Annotated in this window: 18 protein-coding genes and 1 tRNA gene; 10 read left to right on the forward strand and 9 right to left on the reverse strand. The window is 67.2% G+C overall.

Annotated elements, in window-relative coordinates; translation table 11 throughout:
- Positions 1 to 159 precede the first annotated feature (159 nt).
- Entirely contained in the window at positions 160 to 2265 is a 2106-nt protein-coding gene (locus tag KIT25_11780) for a sodium-translocating pyrophosphatase (protein UYN97568.1), read from the forward strand.
- A gap of 59 nt (positions 2266 to 2324) precedes the next feature.
- Here KIT25_11780 and KIT25_11785 read toward each other — a convergent pair whose 3' ends face one another.
- Positions 2325 to 2810, reverse strand: a complete 486-nt coding sequence (locus KIT25_11785) for an outer membrane protein assembly factor BamE (protein UYN97569.1) — start codon at positions 2808 to 2810, stop codon at positions 2325 to 2327.
- Between the two features lie 11 nt (positions 2811 to 2821).
- On the opposite strand from KIT25_11785, the gene KIT25_11790 reads away from it, so the two are divergent.
- From KIT25_11790 to KIT25_11825, 8 genes are all read left to right on the forward strand, one after another.
- Entirely contained in the window at positions 2822 to 3388 is a 567-nt protein-coding gene (locus KIT25_11790) for a ubiquinol-cytochrome C chaperone family protein (protein UYN97570.1), read from the forward strand.
- A gap of 7 nt (positions 3389 to 3395) precedes the next feature.
- A complete protein-coding gene (locus KIT25_11795; protein ID UYN97571.1) occupies positions 3396 to 3980 on the forward strand; it encodes a DUF177 domain-containing protein in 585 nt (194 codons plus the stop codon).
- Positions 3981 to 4092: 112 nt separating this feature from the next.
- Positions 4093 to 4287, forward strand: a complete 195-nt coding sequence (gene rpmF, locus KIT25_11800; GenBank protein UYN97572.1) for a 50S ribosomal protein L32 — start codon at positions 4093 to 4095, stop codon at positions 4285 to 4287.
- A gap of 15 nt (positions 4288 to 4302) precedes the next feature.
- On the forward strand, positions 4303 to 5388 hold the full coding sequence (gene plsX / locus KIT25_11805; protein ID UYN97573.1) for a phosphate acyltransferase PlsX: 1086 nt from the start codon (positions 4303 to 4305) through the stop codon (positions 5386 to 5388).
- Complete coding sequence (locus KIT25_11810) at positions 5388 to 6356, forward strand: ketoacyl-ACP synthase III (GenBank protein ID UYN97903.1); 969 nt, start codon at positions 5388 to 5390, stop codon at positions 6354 to 6356. The genes plsX and KIT25_11810 overlap by 1 nt, the downstream gene beginning before the upstream one ends.
- Positions 6357 to 6492: 136 nt before the next feature.
- Complete coding sequence (locus tag KIT25_11815; GenBank protein UYN97574.1) at positions 6493 to 6804, forward strand: integration host factor subunit alpha; 312 nt, start codon at positions 6493 to 6495, stop codon at positions 6802 to 6804.
- Positions 6805 to 6845: 41 nt separating this feature from the next.
- A complete protein-coding gene (locus KIT25_11820; protein UYN97575.1) occupies positions 6846 to 7373 on the forward strand; it encodes a MerR family transcriptional regulator in 528 nt (175 codons plus the stop codon).
- A gap of 239 nt (positions 7374 to 7612) precedes the next feature.
- Positions 7613 to 7825 (forward strand): hypothetical protein, encoded by a 213-nt coding sequence (locus tag KIT25_11825; GenBank protein ID UYN97904.1) that lies wholly within the window; start codon positions 7613 to 7615, stop codon positions 7823 to 7825.
- A gap of 19 nt (positions 7826 to 7844) precedes the next feature.
- Here KIT25_11825 and KIT25_11830 read toward each other — a convergent pair.
- Positions 7845 to 7921: transfer RNA gene (locus KIT25_11830), tRNA-Pro, on the reverse strand.
- 84 nt (positions 7922 to 8005) lie between these two features.
- On the opposite strand from KIT25_11830, the gene KIT25_11835 reads away from it, so the two are divergent.
- Positions 8006 to 9238, forward strand: a complete 1233-nt coding sequence (locus KIT25_11835) for an MFS transporter (protein ID UYN97576.1) — start codon at positions 8006 to 8008, stop codon at positions 9236 to 9238.
- A 7-nt stretch (positions 9239 to 9245) separates the two neighbouring features.
- Here KIT25_11835 and KIT25_11840 read toward each other — a convergent pair whose 3' ends face one another.
- The 7 genes from KIT25_11840 to KIT25_11870 form a co-directional block, all read right to left on the reverse strand.
- Positions 9246 to 9854 carry a glutathione S-transferase family protein gene (locus KIT25_11840; GenBank protein ID UYN97577.1) on the reverse strand — a complete coding sequence of 203 codons (609 nt, stop codon included), beginning with the start codon at positions 9852 to 9854 and terminating at the stop codon, positions 9246 to 9248.
- Between the two features lie 61 nt (positions 9855 to 9915).
- On the reverse strand, positions 9916 to 11253 hold the full coding sequence (locus KIT25_11845) for a Rieske 2Fe-2S domain-containing protein (GenBank protein ID UYN97578.1): 1338 nt from the start codon (positions 11251 to 11253) through the stop codon (positions 9916 to 9918).
- The gene (locus KIT25_11850) at positions 11254 to 12588 is read right to left on the reverse strand and encodes a Rieske 2Fe-2S domain-containing protein (protein ID UYN97579.1); all 1335 of its coding nucleotides are present in this window, start codon (positions 12586 to 12588) and stop codon (positions 11254 to 11256) included.
- 13 nt (positions 12589 to 12601) lie between these two features.
- Positions 12602 to 13906 carry an O-acetylhomoserine aminocarboxypropyltransferase gene (locus tag KIT25_11855; protein UYN97580.1) on the reverse strand — a complete coding sequence of 435 codons (1305 nt, stop codon included), beginning with the start codon at positions 13904 to 13906 and terminating at the stop codon, positions 12602 to 12604.
- Entirely contained in the window at positions 13903 to 14973 is a 1071-nt protein-coding gene (locus KIT25_11860; protein ID UYN97581.1) for a lactonase family protein, read from the reverse strand. The genes KIT25_11855 and KIT25_11860 overlap by 4 nt, the downstream gene beginning before the upstream one ends.
- The gene (locus KIT25_11865; protein ID UYN97582.1) at positions 14970 to 16349 is read right to left on the reverse strand and encodes a HAMP domain-containing histidine kinase; all 1380 of its coding nucleotides are present in this window, start codon (positions 16347 to 16349) and stop codon (positions 14970 to 14972) included. The genes KIT25_11860 and KIT25_11865 overlap by 4 nt, the downstream gene beginning before the upstream one ends.
- Positions 16327 to 17001, reverse strand: coding sequence for a winged helix-turn-helix domain-containing protein (locus KIT25_11870; GenBank protein ID UYN97583.1), 675 nt, complete (start codon positions 16999 to 17001; stop codon positions 16327 to 16329). The genes KIT25_11865 and KIT25_11870 overlap by 23 nt, the downstream gene beginning before the upstream one ends.
- Between the last annotated feature and the right edge of the window lie 82 nt (positions 17002 to 17083).

Genomic DNA, 17083 nt, shown 5'->3' on the forward strand with positions numbered 1-17083 from the left:
TTTCCAGCCAAGCCCTTGACGTGATGAGGCTTTTTCCACGGCCTGTGTTGCGCGGACAGGGGCGTTCTGTCATTTTCCGCCCGCCTTGGCGCGGGGGGAGATCCGGAACTTCGCGTTACGGTTGGCTAAAAGCGCTGTGGAAACAACAGGTTAGAAAATATGTCTTCCGTTCTTTGGGCCGTCATCGGCTGTGGTGTGGTCGCCTTGCTTTACGGCATGGTCACCGCCTCGCGTGTCATGGCCGCCGACTCGGGCACGCCGCGCATGCAGGAGATCGCACAGGCGATTCAGGAGGGCGCGGCCGCCTATCTTCGTCGCCAGTACACCACGATCGCCATCGTCGGCGTCGTCGTGCTGGTCGTGCTCGCGATCCTGCTTGGCACATATGCCGCCGTCGGGTTCCTGATCGGCGCCGTGCTGTCGGGCGCCGCGGGATTCATCGGCATGAACGTGTCGGTGCGCGCCAATGTGCGCACGGCCGTCGCCGCCCAGAAGAGCCTGGCCGACGGTCTCGACATCGCCTTCAAGTCCGGCGCCGTCACCGGCATGCTGGTCGCGGGCCTCGCCCTGCTCGGTGTCGTCGGCTATTTCTCGGCGCTGCTCGGCATGGGCGTGACAGCCGGTGCTCGCGAAATGATCGACGCGCTGGTGGCGCTCGGTTTCGGCGCGTCGCTGATCTCGATCTTCGCCCGTCTCGGCGGCGGCATCTTCACCAAGGGTGCGGACGTCGGCGGCGACATGGTCGGCAAGGTCGAGGCCGGCATCCCGGAAGACGACCCCCGCAACCCGGCGACCATCGCCGACAACGTCGGCGACAATGTCGGCGATTGCGCCGGCATGGCGGCCGACCTGTTCGAGACCTATGCCGTCACCTTCGTGGCGACCATGGTGCTGGCGTCGATCTTCTTCCAGGGCAATGCCGCGCTGGTCTCCGGCCTGATGATCTATCCGCTGGCGATCGGCGGTGTCTGCATCATCACCTCGATCATCGGCACCTACTTCGTCCGCCTCGGTTCCGACGGCAACATCATGTGGGCGATGTACAAGGGCTTCATCGCCGCGGCGATCCTGTCGGTGCCCGCGATCTGGCTGGTCACCCAGAACGTCGTCGGCATGGGTACCGAGATGAAGGCGGGAGGCGCCACTTTCACGGGCATGTCGCTGTTCTGGTGCGCCCTCGTCGGCCTTGCCGTCACCGGCCTGATCATCTGGATCACCGAGTACTACACCGGCACCGACTATCGTCCGGTCAAGGCGGTGGCGCAGGCGTCGGTCACCGGTCACGGCACCAACGTGATCGCGGGCCTCGCGATGTCGATGGAGGCCACGGCGCTGCCGGCGCTGGTGATCTGCTCGGGCATCGTGGCCTGCTACCTGCTGGCCGGCCTGTTCGGCATCGCCATCGCCACGACGGCCATGCTGGCGCTGGCCGGCGTGGTGGTGGCGCTCGACGCCTACGGCCCGGTCACCGACAACGCCGGCGGCATCGCCGAGATGTCGGGCCTGCCGAAGGAGGTCCGCAAGAACACCGACGCGCTCGATGCGGTCGGCAACACCACCAAGGCGGTCACCAAGGGCTACGCCATCGCCTCGGCCGGCCTCGGCGCGCTGGTGCTGTTCGCGGCCTACACCGAAGACCTCAAGTACTTCATCGGGCAGGGCAAGCTCGGCGTGCAGGCGGTGCAGTTCAGCCTCGAGAATCCCTATGTCGTCGTCGGCCTGCTGATCGGCGGCCTGCTGCCGTACCTGTTCGGCGGCATGTCGATGCTGGCGGTGGGTCGCGCCGCGCAGGCGGTCGTCGAGGAAGTGCGCCGCCAGTTCAAGGAGAAGCCGGGCATCATGGAAGGCAAGGACCGGCCGGACTACGGCCGGGCCGTCGACATGCTGACGCGCGCCGCCATCAAGGAGATGGTGGTGCCGTCGCTGCTGCCGGTGCTGTCGCCGATCGTCGTCTATTTCGTGATCACGGCGATCGCGGGCAAGGCCGATGCCTTCGCCGCGGTCGGTGCGATGCTGCTCGGCGTGATCGTCACCGGCCTGTTCGTCGCCGTCTCGATGACGGCGGGCGGCGGAGCATGGGACAATGCCAAGAAGTACATCGAGGAAGGTCACTTCGGCGGCAAGGGCTCCGACGCGCACAAGGCGGCGGTGACCGGCGACACCGTGGGCGATCCGTACAAGGACACGGCGGGACCCGCCGTGAACCCCATGATCAAGATCACCAACATCGTGGCCCTGCTGCTGCTCGCCGTGCTCGCGCACTGAGCGGCCGCATAGGTCGGCGAAACGCGAAGCCCCGGTCGAAAGACCGGGGCTTCGTCCGTTCAAATACCGGTCGGCGCGCCCGGATTGGTCTCCGTACGCGGTCCGCTGAAACGCCCGACGTTGCCCAGTATCTGCTCCAGGACCGTCAGCTCCTTGCCCGACGTCGGGGTGATGCGCGACACCATGGTGATGCGTTCGGCGTCGGAGAGCTGGTAGTTCTTGAGCGCCTGCACGCGGCCCGTTTCGTTGAAGGTCACCTGCAGTACGTTCTGGTTGACGATGGTCGGCTTCAGGAAGGCGTAGGTCTCCTGCTTCTGGCTGATGTAGTACCAGACGTTGGGATTGAAGGTGGCCACCGCGGATGGCGAGCCGATCAGGCGAAGCACATCCTCGCGGCCCTGCGCGCCGACTTCGAGCTTCTCGACCGCGCCGGGGGTGGCGGCGAACCCGCGCTGGTCGACGATCGCATCGCAGCCGGCCACGGCAAGCGAGGCGGTCAGGGCACAGACGGTTGCGAGCGAGGCGGCGTTGCGCATGCAGGTCATGGGTTTGGAAAATGGGCGACGGAGGCACAACATGTCGCGCCGCCGGGGCGGGGTCAACGGATCGATGGCAGGAGGGGCGAGAGGTGTTTCGACGCCGCAAACCTGAGGAACAATTCGCGGCCGCCCTGTATGTTCGGACCGCCGAGCGCGCACGTTCGGCCGATCTCTTCGAGCATTGCGGGATTCCGGACACGCTCGACGGGCGCTTCGATGCGCTGGCCCTGCACGCTGCGCTGGTCATCGACCGGCTTCGCCGGGAGCCGGAAGGCGAGCCCCTCGCGCAAGCCTTCTTCGATGCGATGTTCCGTCACCTCGATCTCACCCTGCGCGAAATCGGCGTGCAGGATCTCGGGGTGGGAAGACGCATAAAGATCATGGCCGAAGGACTGCATGGCCGGGCGCTGGCCTATCGCCGGGCCCTCGGCGAAGGGCCGGACGCGCTGCGGGAGGCCTTGCGCCGCAACGCCTATGGCGGTAGGCCGCCTTCAGACCAGGGCCCGGTCGAAGCCCTGGCAAGCTATGTGCGGGCAGAGGTCGCCCGCCTCGACCGCACCGAACGGGCCGATCTCGCGAAGTAGTCGAACCATGCCGCAAATATCCGACAAGACGCCGAAATCCGAGCTCGAGCGGATCGTCGACCTCGACCGGATGGGACCGGGAGGCGCCGCCCTCGAAATCGTCGCCAGCGACAGCGAACGGCTGGCACTGGCGAAGCGCTTCGGTTTCCTGGGGCTGCCGGCCTTCTCGGCACGCGCCACCGTCGACTGCCGCCCAGGCGGGCAGGTCGTCGTCGAGGGCCGCCTGCGCGGCAAGATCGTGCAGGCCTGCATCCTGACCCTGGACCCGGTGACACAGGAGCTCGACGACAGTTTTCGCATCGTCTTCAGGCAAGGGCTCGCCGACGAGCGCGACCCGGAGAGCGGCGAAGCCGTCCTGAGCGCGCAGACCGACGCTCCCGAGCCGCTGGAGGGCGCCACGCTCGATGTGGGGGAAATCGTCGCAGAGCAGCTGGCTTTGGCGGCCGATCCCTATCCGAGGCGCCCGGGGGCCAGGCTCGAGGACGTTCTGCCGAAGCCGCGGACAGGGCAACGGCAGGGCCGGGACGAGGGGCGGCGGCATCCCTTCGCGGGGTTGGCCGCCTTGAAAGACAAGCCACGGCGGAGGCGGTAAAATGTTGCAGCGGCGTAACGATTTGGCTAGAGAAGTCGGCCCGCCGCGCCTATAGAGCGCGGCCGCCTTATTTGTGGGGGCTGGCGTGGCCGCCGCCTCCGTGGAGATCGTCATGGCAGTTCCCAAGAAGAAAGTATCCAAGTCGCGCCGCAACATGCGTCGCGCCCATCACGGCCTGCCCGCCATGGCCTACGTCGAGTGCAAGAACTGCGGTGAGCTCAAGCGGCCGCACTCGGTATGTTCGCACTGCGGATACTACCGCGAGGACATGCCCGTTCTGGCCGACAACCAGTCGGCCGAAAGCTAGTTCCAGCGCGCCGCGATGAGCGCGAACAAGGTTGTTCTCGCGCTCGATGGCATGGGCGGGGATGACGCCCCCGCCGTCGTTGTGAACGGCGCGGCCATCGCGCGGGAACGCTATCCCGACACCTCGTTCCTGCTGTTCGGCGATCCGGCCCGGCTGAAGCCGCTGGTCGACAAGCGCAAGGGATTGGCGCAATCGCTCGAGATCGTGCCGGCCGAGGACGCGGTGCTGGCCGACGACAAGCCGAGCTTCGCCCTTCGTCGACGCCGCAACTCGAGCATGTGGCTGGCGGTACAGGCGGCCGCCGAGGGACGCGCCGACACGGTGGTGTCGGCGGGCAACACGGGGGCGCTTCTCGCCATTTCGATGGTCGCGATGCGCATGATCGAGGGCGCGCACCGGCCGGCATTGGCCTCGTTCCTGCCGACGACGCGCGGCGAAACGGTCATGCTCGACCTCGGCGCCAATCTCGAGTGCGATGCGGACAATCTCGCAGAGTTCGCCGTGATGGGCAGCGTGTTCGCTCAGGTCCTGCTAGGGCTCGATACGCCAAAGGTCGGGCTGCTGAACGTCGGTTCCGAGGAACTGAAGGGCCACGAGGAGCTGCGCCAGGCGGCGGCCTGGTTGCGCGGCGATGGCGCGCCGGTCAACTTCCACGGCTTCGTCGAGGGCAACGACATTGGCGCCGGCGTGGTCGACGTGGTGGTGACCGACGGCTTCACCGGCAACGTGGCGCTGAAGGCGATCGAGGGCACGGCCAAACTCTTGATGGGCCGGACCGGTTTCGTGCGCGACGCTTTTCGGACTTCGACCTTCGCCAAGATCGGCTACCTGTTCGCCGCGGGCGCCTGGGTGAAGCTGAGCAAGCGGGTCGACCCGCGGCGCTACAACGGCGGCGTCTTCCTCGGACTCGATGGCGTCTGCGTGAAGAGCCACGGCGGCACTGACGATCTGGGCTTCGCCTACGCCATCGGGGTGGCGGTCGATCTGGTGCGTTACGAATACAGGAGCAAGCTCGTCGAGGGATTGGCTCGGCTGAAGGAAGTCATTTCGGCTGCCGAGTTGTCGGGTGAGGCACTGCAGGCGAGCGGAGGAGCCGAGTGATACGGTCGGTGGTGCAGGGGTGCGGTTCCTACTTGCCGGAGCGTGTCGTCACCAACGACGACCTGTCCAGGCAGATGGACACGTCAGACGATTGGATCCGCCAGCGCACCGGCATCCGCCAGCGCCATATCGCCGCCGACGGCGAGTTCACCTCCCATCTCGCCACCAAGGCCTCGCAGCGGGCGCTCGACAATGCCGGCCTGAAGGCGTCCGACCTCGACCTCATCGTGCTGGCCACGGCAACGCCCGACGAGACGTTTCCGGCCACGGCAACGCGAGTCCAGGCCTCGCTCGGCATGACGAAGGGCGCCGCCTTCGACGTCCAGGCCGTCTGTGCCGGGTTCGTCTACGGCCTCTCGGTGGCCGACAGCATGATCAAGTCGGGTGTGGCGACCACGGCGCTGGTCATCGGCGCGGAGACGTTCTCGCGCATCCTCGACTGGAACGACCGGGGGACCTGCGTGTTGTTCGGCGACGGCGCCGGCGCCGTCGTGCTGCGAGGGGAAGAGGGCAAGGGCACGTCCGCCGACCGCGGCATCCTCGCCAATGCCCTGCATTCCGACGGCCGCCAGCACGACATCCTGTATGTCGATGGCGGACCGTCCTCGACGCGGACGACCGGGTTCCTCCGCATGGAAGGCAAGGAAGTGTTCAAGCACGCCGTGGTCAACATGGCGGCGGTGGTCGGCGAGGTCCTGGGCAAAGCTGGCCTCGAGTCCAAGGATATCGATTGGCTGGTCCCCCACCAGGCCAACAAGCGCATCATCGACAGCACCGGCCGCAAGCTCGGACTGCCTCCCGAGCGGGTCGTCGTGACCGTGGACCGGCATGCCAACACCTCGGCAGCATCGATCCCCCTCGCGCTCGACGCGGCGGTTTCCGATGGCCGGATCAAGAGGGGCGATCTGCTCCTCCTCGAGGGGATCGGTGGCGGACTGGCCTGGGGCGCGTCGCTGGTCCGCTGGTGAATTGAACGATTCGTGACAATTCCGGGCGCAACGGAACAAGAACAGACTAAAGATTCAAGTCTCCGCGCTATCTCGCTGATATTGACCGCTTTCCCACCTTAGAGTAAGGATTAAGTGGGGGAAGGAAGGGTACCGGATGGAAGGCCGGACTATTACGCGTGCCGATTTGAGCGAGGCGGTATTCCAGCAAGTGGGACTGTCGCGCAACGAATCGAGCGATCTCGTCGAGACGATTCTCGGCGAAGTCGTCGAGGCCTTGGCGCGTGGCGAATCTGTGAAGATTTCCTCATTCGGAAGTTTCACGGTTCGCGACAAGGGCCAGCGCGTGGGTCGAAATCCGAAGACTGGGCAGGAAGTTCCGATCCTGCCGCGGCGTGTTCTTGTCTTCCGGGCGTCGAACGTCCTGAAATCGTTGATCAATGGGACGGTCGGCGAGAGCGAGGCCTGAGGAGGCACAAGGGGTAACTGGGGAATTGTGGGGGATTTGTAATGGCCGCATCTGTTCAGACCGTCGAGAGGCGGGTTGAGAAGTCGGCGCAGGCATTTCGCACTATCAGCGAAGTGGCGACCGAACTGGACGTCCCGCAGCACGTGCTGCGGTTCTGGGAAAGCAAGTTCAGCCAGGTCCGTCCGCTGAAGCGCGGCGGGGGCCGGCGCTACTATCGGCCGGAGGATATCGACCTCCTGCGCCGCATTCGCACGCTGCTCTACGACGATGGCTACACCATCAAGGGCGTTCAGCGCCTGTTGAAGGAGGGGCGTGGTCGCTTGCCGCAACAGCGCCTCGACATCGCCGCGGAGAGCGCGCTGGAGAGCCTGCGCATCGTGTCGGCGCGTGCCGAAGCCATGGCGACGGGGAGCCGCCAGCCGCTGCCGCGCACCGGCCCACAGCCCTCGACGACCACGCCGAGGGCGGCCATGCTCGACCTGCACAAGCGTCGGGAGATCGAAACCGTGCTCGAGGATCTCGAGCAGGCGCTGACGCAACTGCGCAGCACGCTCAAGTCTCAGAACTAGCCTGGGGTTAGCAGGCTTGCCGCTGGGGGCGGCAGGCCTGAGGAACGCCTCGATCTTTACGATGTCTTTTTAGCCTGGGCGATTCTTTCCAATGCCAAGTTGGGCTTGGCGGCGGCAAGGGTTCCGGGCCGGCAACGTCAGAGGGGGACGCCGCCGTGATTGCCGATCGAGACAGACCGCGGCTGGTGCCGCATGCCGTCGCGTCGAACGACAATGCGCAGGACTTCGAGCAGCCGAACCTGCCGGAGTTTCTGTACCTCCGGCGGGGATTGGCCCAGCCGGGCGGCAAGTTGCCCTTGTTCGATCTCGACGGCCAGGACGTCGACGTCGGCGTGGTGCGGCGTTGCCTCGAGCGCGGTTGGGCGGAGCCCTGGTTCGCCAATCCGCTGAAGCCGGACTGGCTGGTCTGCAAGCTCACCGAGAGCGGCCGGCGGATGGTCGACCCGCGATAGCGCCGCGCCGGGCGCGAGATGGTCGGGGCGGCCGGATTTGAACCGACGACCCCCAGTCCCCCAGACTGATGCGCTACCAGACTGCGCTACGCCCCGACCGAAGGTGGCCCGTTTAGCGCGAATGGCTGCGCTGCCGCAAGTTGGCTTGTGCTGCGCTCGTCGCGAGCGGATACAGGCAAAATGAGCCTGCCTGCCGAGATGTCGCGACGCGTCCTGATCTATTCGTCGCTCGGCCACGCCCTGATGCATCTGATGACGGCGTTCTACGCCGTGATCGTGCTCACCCTGGCGATCTCCTGGAACCTCCGTGCCGAGGACCTGCTGGAACTGTATGCGCCGGCGGCCGTCCTGCTCGGCGTGATGTCGCTGCCGGCCGGCTGGGCGTCGGACCGCTTCGGCGCTCCCATCATGATGGTCGTGATGTTCCTCGGGCTGGGCGTGTCGTCGATCGCCTGCGGGCTGGTGCCGACGGGAGACACGCTGGCGCTCTCCATCGCCCTGTGCGGGATCGGCGCCTTCGGCGCGATCTACCATTCGGTCGGCATCGGCTGGGTGATCCGCACGGCGAAGGAACAGGGGCACGCCATGGGGGTGAACGGCCTGTTCGGCAGCGTCGGCCTCGCGCTCTACGGCATCGTGCCCGGGGTGCTCATCACGCTCGCTTCGTGGCGCGCGGCGTTCATCGTGCCGGGGATCGTCTGCCTCGCGATCGGCGCGGCGTTGATCTGGGAGATGGCGCGCAAGCGCATCGTCGACCGCCCGATGCCGGCGACGCCGGGCGTCCAGCCGGGGCGCGCGGAGTTCTGGCGGGTGTTCATCGTCCTGTCGGTGACCATGGCCCTCGAAGGCGTGATCTGGCAGGCGGTGCTGTTCGGATCCGGGTTCGTGTTCGAGGCGCAACTCGGCGAGCTGGCGCAGGCGGCGCTGTGGATCGGCCTGGCGACATCGATGATCTACGTCGTGTCCGGCCTCGCGCAGTATGCGCTCGGGCGCCGCGTGGTCGACCGCTATCCGCTGCGCTCGAGCTACATCGTCGCCCAGTCGCTGCAGGTCGTCGCCATGCTGGCGCTGGCGATCGGCAACATGCCGGTCGCGCTCTGCGGCGCCATCGGCTCGGCGATCCTGAGCTCGGTGGCGGGGCCGGTGGAGAACATCCTGATCGCCCGCTACACGCCGAGCCGCTACCACGGCCTCGGCTTCGGCGCCAAGTTCGTCATCGCCTTCGGCGCCAGCCCTCTGGCGATCATGGCCATCGCCTGGATCCGCAAGGCGACCGGCAGCCTCGAGATGCTGTTCCTCGGCCTCGCCGCGCTCTCGGTATTGATCACCCTGGTGTCGCTCCTGCTGCCCAAGGGCGACGGCAAGGCGGCGATCCCGGCCGCGTCGCGTCCGCAGGCGGTGCCCGCGGAGTAGGAAGCGACTACTTCGTCGCCCGCGCCGCCTTGTAGGCGGGGCGCGACAGGCAGCGATCGAGCCAGGCCGAGACGTTGGGGAAGGGTGAGAAGTCGTACTTGATCGGCTTGGCCCAGCTGCAGATCGACGCGAGATTGAGGTCGGCCACGGTGAACGATCCGCCCAGCAGATAGTCGCGTCCCTGCAGCGCACCGTCGAGGACACCGAACGGCTTGGGCAGCGTCTTCTGCGCCTCGGCCACCGCGTCCGGCTTGCGCTTGTCGGGCGGCGTCATGAACATGTCGATGAGGATCGTCAGCAGCGGCTTTTCGACCTCGGTCATGCCCCAGAAGCTCCACTGGTGGCACAGCGCCCGATCCTCGAGGCTGGAGGGCAGGAGACCGTTCTTGTCGTACTTCGCCGCGAGATAGAGATTGATCGCCATCGATTCGAAGAGCTTGAAATCGCCGTCGACCAGCGCCGGCACCTTGCCGTTCGGATTGATCTTCAGGAAGTCGGGATTCTTCAGGTCCTTCATCTCCACCGGCACGTGCTCGAAGGGAATGCCCAACTCATGCACGATCCAGAGGGCGCGCGCGGCGCGCGAGGCCGTGGGGCCATAGATCTTGACGGTCACTTGCGGTCTCCCCCATCCGATTGCGGGCGCGACGATAGTCCAGTGTGCGCGCGCGGTCTAACTATTGTCCGAGCCCGTGCTCGTGGCCGACATGGCCGTGCCGATGGCCGAAACGCTCGGTCATGATGGTGGTCAGGTCCTTGTCCGGCGCGGCGATCCATCCGCCGGCGCGCACCGCGTAGGCGGCCGCGCGTTCGGCGGCCTTCGGCGGCCGAGCGTCCGCGAGCGCCCGCGCCGCGCCCATCACCATCTTGCGGAACTCGACGATGCCGACGTCGGTCGGGCCGAGATGCTCCTTCGTGCGGTCCTGGATCGCGCCCTGGCTGTCCTGGATGGCGGCATCCTGCTCGCTGACGCCGGCGATGCCGGTGAAGCTCTCGGTCTTCTGAAGGTCGCGATCGAGCATGTAGTCGTTGCGGATGTTGCGCCTGGGCACGTAGTGCTCGTCGACTTCGGCATGCAGGCTCAGGCCCGAGGCATACTTGGTGCGCTCGGCATTGGTGAACGGCCGGTCGGGCACCCAGCTGTAGGTGTAGATCCAGCACGAGGTGTCGTCGACCGGCACCCAGCACTGGCCATGATAGACCTCGCCCGGGAAGGCGACCGGCACCAGCGCGTGATTGGGCATCAGGAACTGGGCGATGCGCCAGTAGATGTCGGTGCTGTCGGTCTTCCGCCCGGCGGCGATGACCAGTCCGGCGTCGTGGCCGTCGATCCTGAATTTCGGCCGCGGGTCGGCGGTGATCCAGCGGCTGCGGTCGGCCAACCCCGCTTCCTGGCCGATGGCCGAGGATTTCTGCAGGATCTCGAGACGTCGTGCCTCGTTGGTGTTGGGAATGGCATGGAGGAACGAGAAGTGCGCGGTGTCGATGGCGCCTTCCAGACTCTGCACCCAGTTGCAGTCCTGCCACTTCTTCGACACGTAGCGATGCGCGCCGGGAACGAGGCCGAGCTCGAGCTGCGGCAACTCCGGCATGGCCTCGCGCGGGCCCATGTAGACCCAGACCATGTCGGCCCATTCGCGCGTCGGATAGGCGAGGAGCTTGATGGTGTCCTTGTAGGTCGATTCGGGCGGCGAGGTCGGCAGGTCGACGCAGTTGCCCTCGACGTCGAACTTCCAGCCGTGATAGGCGCAGCGCAGGCCGCACTCCTCGTTGCGCCCGAAGTACAGATTGGCGCCGCGATGCGGGCAGTGCGGCTCGACGATGCCGACGCGGCCGTCGCTGTCGCGGAAGGCCAGCAGGTCCTCGCCGAGAACCTTGATCTTCCGGGGCGGGCCGTCGCGCTCCGTCAGCTCCTCCGACAGCAGCGCCGGCATCCAGAAGCGGCGCAGCAGCTCGCCCATCGGCGTGCCCTTGCCGCTTCGGGTCAGGAACTCGTTGTCCTCCTTGCTCAGCATTCACTCCCCCAGACCATATGACCGGCCGACATAGCCCCGGCCGTGGCCGAACCGGTCGACCATCACGGTTTCGAGGGGCTTGTCGGGCGTGGCCACGGCACCGCCGGCACGCACGGCATAGCGCTTCGCCGCCGACGCGGCCCGTGGCGGCTTCCCCGCCTGGACGCCACGAGCCGCGCTCATCAGCAGCTTTCGGAACTCGACGACGCCGATGTCGGTCGGGCCGAGATGCTCTTTCGTGCGATCCTGGATCGGACCGAGGCTGTCCTGGATGGCGGCATCCTGCTCGCTGACGCCTTCTATGCCCGTGAACGACACCGACTTCTGCGCCTCGAGGTCGCGCAGATAATCGTTGCCCGGGTTGCGCAGCGGCACGTAGTTGTCGTCGACCTCGGCGTGGACGTTGAAGCCGCCGTCGAACTTCGTCCGCTCGGCGTTGCTGAACGGCCGGTCGGGGTTCCAGCAGTAAGTGTAGATCCAGCAGGTCGTGTCATCGACCGGCACCCAGCATTGGCCGTAGTAGATCTCGCCCGGGAAGGCCGTCGGCGTATAGGCATGATTGGGCATCAGGAACTGCGAGATGCGCCAGTAGAGATCTTCACCGTCGGTCTTGCGCGCCGCGCCGATCAGCAGGCCGGCGTCGTGGCCGAGCACGGTGAATTTCGGCCGCGGGTCGTTGTGGATCCAGCGGATGCGGTCGTCCGGCGTCGACTGATCGGCGACCGCCGCCTTGGCGAGAGCGGCCCGCGCCTTGGCGTCGTCCTTGGCCAGCACGGCGTGCAGGAAGGAGAAGTGCGCGGTGTCGAGTGCACCCTCGACGCTCTGCACCCAGTTGCAGTCCTGCCACTTCTTGGTGACGAAGCGCGACGCCGCGGGAACGAGGCCGAGCTCGAGCTGCGGCAACTCCGGCATGGCCTCGCGCGGGCCCATGTAGACCCAGACCATGTCGGCCCATTCGCGCGTCGGATAGGCGAGGAGCTTGATGGTGTCCTTGTAGGTCGATTCGGGTGGCGAGGTCGGCAGGTCGACGCAGTTGCCCTCGACGTCGAACTTCCAGCCGTGATAGGCGCAGCGCAGGCCGCACTCCTCGTTGCGCCCGAAGTACAGATTGGCGCCGCGATGCGGGCAGTGCGGCTCGACGATGCCGACGCGGCCGTTGCTGTCGCGGAAGGCCAGCAGGTCCTCGCCGAGAACCTTGATCTTCCGGGGCGGGCCGTCGCGCTCCGTCAGCTCCTCCGACAGCAGCGCCGGCATCCAGAAGCGGCGCAGCAGCTCGCCCATCGGCGTGCCCTTGCCGCTTCGGGTCAGGAACTCGTTGTCCTCCTTGCTCAGCATTTGTCCGCACTCTCTAGGATGTGGCCTTCTGCAAAGCTTGCTCCAGATCGGCGATGATGTCCTCCGCCGTTTCGATCCCTATCGACAGGCGGATCACGTCGGGGCCGGCGCCCGCGGCCACGCGCTGTTCGTCGGTGAGCTGGCGGTGCGTCGTCGAGGCGGGATGGATGATCAGGCTCTTGGCGTCGCCGATGTTGGCGAGGTGCGAGAACAGCTCGACGTTGTCGACCACCTTGACGCCGACCGCATAGCCGCCCTTGACGCCGAAGGTGAAGACCGAGCCCGCGCCCTTCGCGAGGTACCTGGCGGCGAGCGCGTGATACTTGTTCGACGGCAGGCCGGCGTAGTTGACCCAGGCCACCGCCGGATGCGCCTCCAGGAACTGCGCCACCCTGAGCGCGTTGGCGCAGTGCCGCTCCATGCGCAGGCCGAGCGTCTCCATCCCCAGCATCGTCAGCCACGCGTTGAACGGCGCCTGGCTCGGTCCGAGGTCGCGCAGGCCGACGGCGTGGCAGTGGAAGGTGTAGGCCATGTCGCCGAAGGTCTCGAAGAAGTTCAGGCCGTGATAGGCCGGCTCCGGGCCGGCGAGGCTCGGAAACCGGCCGGTCCCGTCCTTCGCCTTGACGGCCCAGTCGAACTTCCCGGAATCGACGACCGCGCCGCCCATCGAGGTGCCGGTGCCGCTCAGGAACTTGGTGGTCGAATGGATCACCAGCGTGGCGCCGTAGTCGATCGGCTTGCAGAGCCACGGCGTGGCCAGCGTGTTGTCGACGATCAGCGGGACGCCGGCATCCCCGGCGATGCGGGCGATCGCCTCGATGTCGCTCACCACGCCGCCCGGATTGGCGAGGCTCTCGATGAAGAACGCCTTGGTCTTCGGTGTCACGGCGCGCTTGAAATTGTCGGGTGTGTCGGCGTCGACGAACTGGGCCTTCCAGCCGAATTTGGGATAGGTGTTCCTCATCTGCTGCAGCGAGCCGCCGTAGAGGCGCGTCGAGGCGACGATGTCGTCGCCGGGCTGCATCAGCGGAAAAAGCGCCAGCACCTGCGCGGCATGGCCCGACGAGGTGACGGTGCAGCCGCGGCCGCCTTCCAGGGTGGCGAGCCGCGTCTCGAGCGCGGCGTTGGTGGGATTGGTCAGGCGCGAATAGATGAAGCCGACGGTCTGCAGGTTGAACAGCGCCGCGGCGTGATCGGCGTCCTCGAACACGTAGGCCGTGGTCTGGTAGATCGGCTGGGCGCGGGCACCGGTCGCCGGATCGGGCGCGGCCCCGGCATGGACCGAAAGTGTCTCGAAGCCGTAGCTCTTGTCGCTCATCGCGATCCTCCCGCTGTGAAGACGATGCAGGCCGGGCTGCCGACGCGCACCCGGATCGAAGTCGGTGACAATTTTCCGGACGCGGCCTTCCGGTAGGCAACGATCGTGTGGCCGTCCTGGTTCGCCACATAGAGAAAGCGCTGGGCGGGATCGAGCGCGAAGAAACGCGGCGTGCCGCCCTTCGTCGGCACCCATTGGCGCGGCGCGAGCGTGCCGTCCCTCGGGTCGATGGCGAACGCGCCGATGCTGTCGTGGCCGCGATTCGACACGTAGACGCAGCGGCCGGCGCGATCGACCTGGATTTCGGCGCCGGTCGAGTAGGCCGTGAAGTCGGCGGGCGTGGAGCGCACGACATGGATCGGCTTCAGCGCGCCGCTCGATCGGTCCCGGCGATAGGTCGTGATGGTCGAGTCGAGTTCGTTCAGGACATAGGCGAGCGGCCGCGTCGGGTGGAAGTCGATGTGCCGCGGACCGGCCGACGGGCGTCCGGCGACGCGGGACGTTTCGACCAGCACGCGCCGCCGCGCATCGAGCCGATAGGAGACGACGCAGTCGCCGCCCTTGCAGGGCACGTAGAAGAACCGCCCGGACGGATCGAGCGGGATGTGATGGGGATACATGCCACGCTGCTGCACCTTGTGCGGTCCGAGCTCGCCCTTGACGACCGTGAGGGTGGAGTAGGGGCCGAGCGCGCCATCGGCCAGGACCGGCAGCACGCACACCGAATCGGTCGTGTAGTTGGCGACCGCGAGGTGTTTGCCGTCGCGGGTGACGGCGAGATGCACCGGGTTGTAGCCGCCGGTCGATTGCCGGTTCAGGACGGCGAGCTCGCCGGTGCCCCGGTCGATGGTGAACGACGTCGCTTCGCTGCGATCGCCATGCACGGCGTAGAGATGCGTTCCCGCATCGTCGATCGCGAGGAATGACGGGTTCTCCAGCCCGCCGACATGCTGGACGTGAGTGAACCCGCCGGTCCGCCGGTCGACCCGGTAGACATTGATGCCGTTGCCCCGCCCGTTGCGCTCGGGCGTGGTGTAGCTGCCGACATAGGCGAACAGGGCGCTCATTTGGCGATGGACCTCAACAGGACGGCGGTACCGGGGCGGCGATCCTCCAGCGACACGGCGAGACCGTGCAAGCCCGCAATCGCCTTGACGAGCGCCAGACCGAGGCCGCTGCCCTGGGTCGAGCGGCTGCGGTCGAGGCGATAGAAGCGCTCGAACACCTTCTCTCGCTCGCCCTCGGGGATGCCGGGACCGTTGTCGGCGACCTCGATCTCGACGCCGGTGCCGGCGTGGCGCGCCGTGAGCTCGATCGCGGTTCCCGCCGGGGTGTGATGCAGCGCGTTCTCGACCAGGTTCGAAATCATCTGGGCGAGAAGCTGGCGGTCGCCTTGCAGCGACAGGCCGTCCTCGATCCGCGACGCGAACGCATGCCGCGACTCCTCGGCCGACGGCGCGTAGGCTTCGGCGACGCTGCGGAGCAGGGCCGTGAGGTCGATCTCGCCGAACGCGCTCCTCTGGGTGCCGGCCTCGACCTGGGCGATGCGTAGCAGGGCGGAGAACGTCTCGAGCAGCGTGTCGGCTTCGGCGATCGCCGCCTCGATCGTGGCGCGGAGCTCCTCGGGTGAGGCGGCGCGGTCGCGTGCTTCCTCGAGGTGGTGGCGCAGACGACCGAGCGGCGTGCGCAGGTCGTGCGCGATGTCGCTCGACACCTGGCGAACGCCCTCCATGAGCTGCTGGATGCGGTCGAGCATGGCGTTGAGGCTGACCACGAGCTGGTCGAACTCGTCGTTGGTGCCGCGCAGCGGGATGCGGGCGCCGAGATCGCCTTCCATGATGGCGGCGCTGGTGCGGCCGATCGTGTCGATGCGCCGCAGGAAGCCGCGGCCGAGCAGCAGGCCGCCGGCGATGCCGAGCAGCAGGGTCAGGCCGCCGGCCCACAGGAAGGCGCGGCCGATGGCGCGCTGCATGTCGGTCAGACGGCTGGCGTCCTGCGCCACCAGCAGGAAGGAGCCGTCGCCGAGCCGCACGCCGTAGCCGGTCAGCTTGGCGCGCCGGTCGGGGCTGCCGTCCTCGTCGCTGTCGAAGTCGACGACGCCCTCGATCGGGCGCATGCCCGGCAGGTTGCCGACGACGACCTGGCCGCTCGGTCCCTGCAGCAGGTAGTAGATCGGCCCGCGCGTGCGGAAATTCAGCCGCCGGCTGATCTGCTCGGCCAGCACCAGCAGCCCGCCGCGGCGATGGATCTCGGCGAGCTGCAGAGCCTCGGTGCGCAGCACCGCCTCCATGTCGTCCTGCATGGCGCGCGTGGCGGTGACGTAGACGGTGGCGAACAGCGCGCCGACCGACACGACGAACAGCCCGGCATAGACCAGCGCCAGCCGGAACGTCGCCGAGCGCAGGATGCGCGCGAAGGTGCTAGTCGGGCGCGCGGATGACATAGCCGGCTCCCCGGACGGTGTGGAGCAGGGGCTTGTCGAAGCCCTTGTCGATCTTCGCCCTGAGGCGGCTGATGTGCGTCTCCACGATGTTGGTCTTGGGGTCGAAGTGAAAATCCCAGACCTTCTCCAGCAGCATGGTGCGCGTGACGATCTGGCCGGCGTGCCGAATCAGGTACTCGAGGATGCGAAACTCCTGCCCGAGCAGGTCGAGACGCTTGCCGGCGCGGGTCACGGTGCGCGCCAGCAGGTTCACCTCGAGGTCGCCGACCTGCAACGTGGTCTGTGGTGCCATCGGCGCGCGACGCGCCAGCGCGGCAATGCGCGCCAGCAGCTCGGCGAAGGCGAAGGGCTTGACCAGGTAGTCGTCGCCGCCGGCCTCCAGCCCGGCGACCCGGTCGTCGATGCCGCCCATGGTGGTGAGGAACAGCGCCGGCGTGTTCGTTCCGGCGGCGCGCGCCGCCTTGACCAGCGACAGGCCGTCCATGTGCGGCAGCATGCGGTCGACGATCATCACGTCGTAGGGCTCGCCGGTCGCGAGATAGAGGCCGTCGCGGCCGTTGTCGGCGCGATCGACGGCGTGGCCCTGCTCGCGCAGGCCCTTGAGGATGTAGTCGGCGGTCTGTTTGTCGTCTTCGACGAGGAGGATCTTCACGGTCGCGACTATACAAACATTCAATGTGGCGGCCATCCGCCCGCCATGGGCCGGGACCCATATTCTCGGGACCGAGGAGGTT

Source organism: Enhydrobacter sp., from assembly GCA_025808875.1.
Lineage (GTDB): Bacteria > Pseudomonadota > Alphaproteobacteria > Reyranellales > Reyranellaceae > Reyranella.

What these genes read in the sequence shown, in the direction of transcription:
- KIT25_11780 (UYN97568.1), top strand. Translation starts at nt 160, where the DNA reads ATGTCTTCCGTTCTTTGGGCCGTCATCGGCTGTGGTGTGGTCGCCTTG.
- KIT25_11785 (UYN97569.1), bottom strand. Translation starts at nt 2,810, where the DNA reads ATGACCTGCATGCGCAACGCCGCCTCGCTCGCAACCGTCTGTGCCCTG.
- KIT25_11790 (UYN97570.1), top strand. Translation starts at nt 2,822, where the DNA reads ATGGGCGACGGAGGCACAACATGTCGCGCCGCCGGGGCGGGGTCAACG.
- KIT25_11795 (UYN97571.1), top strand. Translation starts at nt 3,396, where the DNA reads ATGCCGCAAATATCCGACAAGACGCCGAAATCCGAGCTCGAGCGGATC.
- rpmF (UYN97572.1), top strand. Translation starts at nt 4,093, where the DNA reads ATGGCAGTTCCCAAGAAGAAAGTATCCAAGTCGCGCCGCAACATGCGT.
- plsX (UYN97573.1), top strand. Translation starts at nt 4,303, where the DNA reads ATGAGCGCGAACAAGGTTGTTCTCGCGCTCGATGGCATGGGCGGGGAT.
- KIT25_11815 (UYN97574.1), top strand. Translation starts at nt 6,493, where the DNA reads ATGGAAGGCCGGACTATTACGCGTGCCGATTTGAGCGAGGCGGTATTC.
- KIT25_11820 (UYN97575.1), top strand. Translation starts at nt 6,846, where the DNA reads ATGGCCGCATCTGTTCAGACCGTCGAGAGGCGGGTTGAGAAGTCGGCG.
- KIT25_11835 (UYN97576.1), top strand. Translation starts at nt 8,006, where the DNA reads ATGAGCCTGCCTGCCGAGATGTCGCGACGCGTCCTGATCTATTCGTCG.
- KIT25_11845 (UYN97578.1), bottom strand. Translation starts at nt 11,253, where the DNA reads ATGCTGAGCAAGGAGGACAACGAGTTCCTGACCCGAAGCGGCAAGGGC.
- KIT25_11850 (UYN97579.1), bottom strand. Translation starts at nt 12,588, where the DNA reads ATGCTGAGCAAGGAGGACAACGAGTTCCTGACCCGAAGCGGCAAGGGC.
- KIT25_11855 (UYN97580.1), bottom strand. Translation starts at nt 13,906, where the DNA reads ATGAGCGACAAGAGCTACGGCTTCGAGACACTTTCGGTCCATGCCGGG.
- KIT25_11860 (UYN97581.1), bottom strand. Translation starts at nt 14,973, where the DNA reads ATGAGCGCCCTGTTCGCCTATGTCGGCAGCTACACCACGCCCGAGCGC.
- KIT25_11865 (UYN97582.1), bottom strand. Translation starts at nt 16,349, where the DNA reads ATGTCATCCGCGCGCCCGACTAGCACCTTCGCGCGCATCCTGCGCTCG.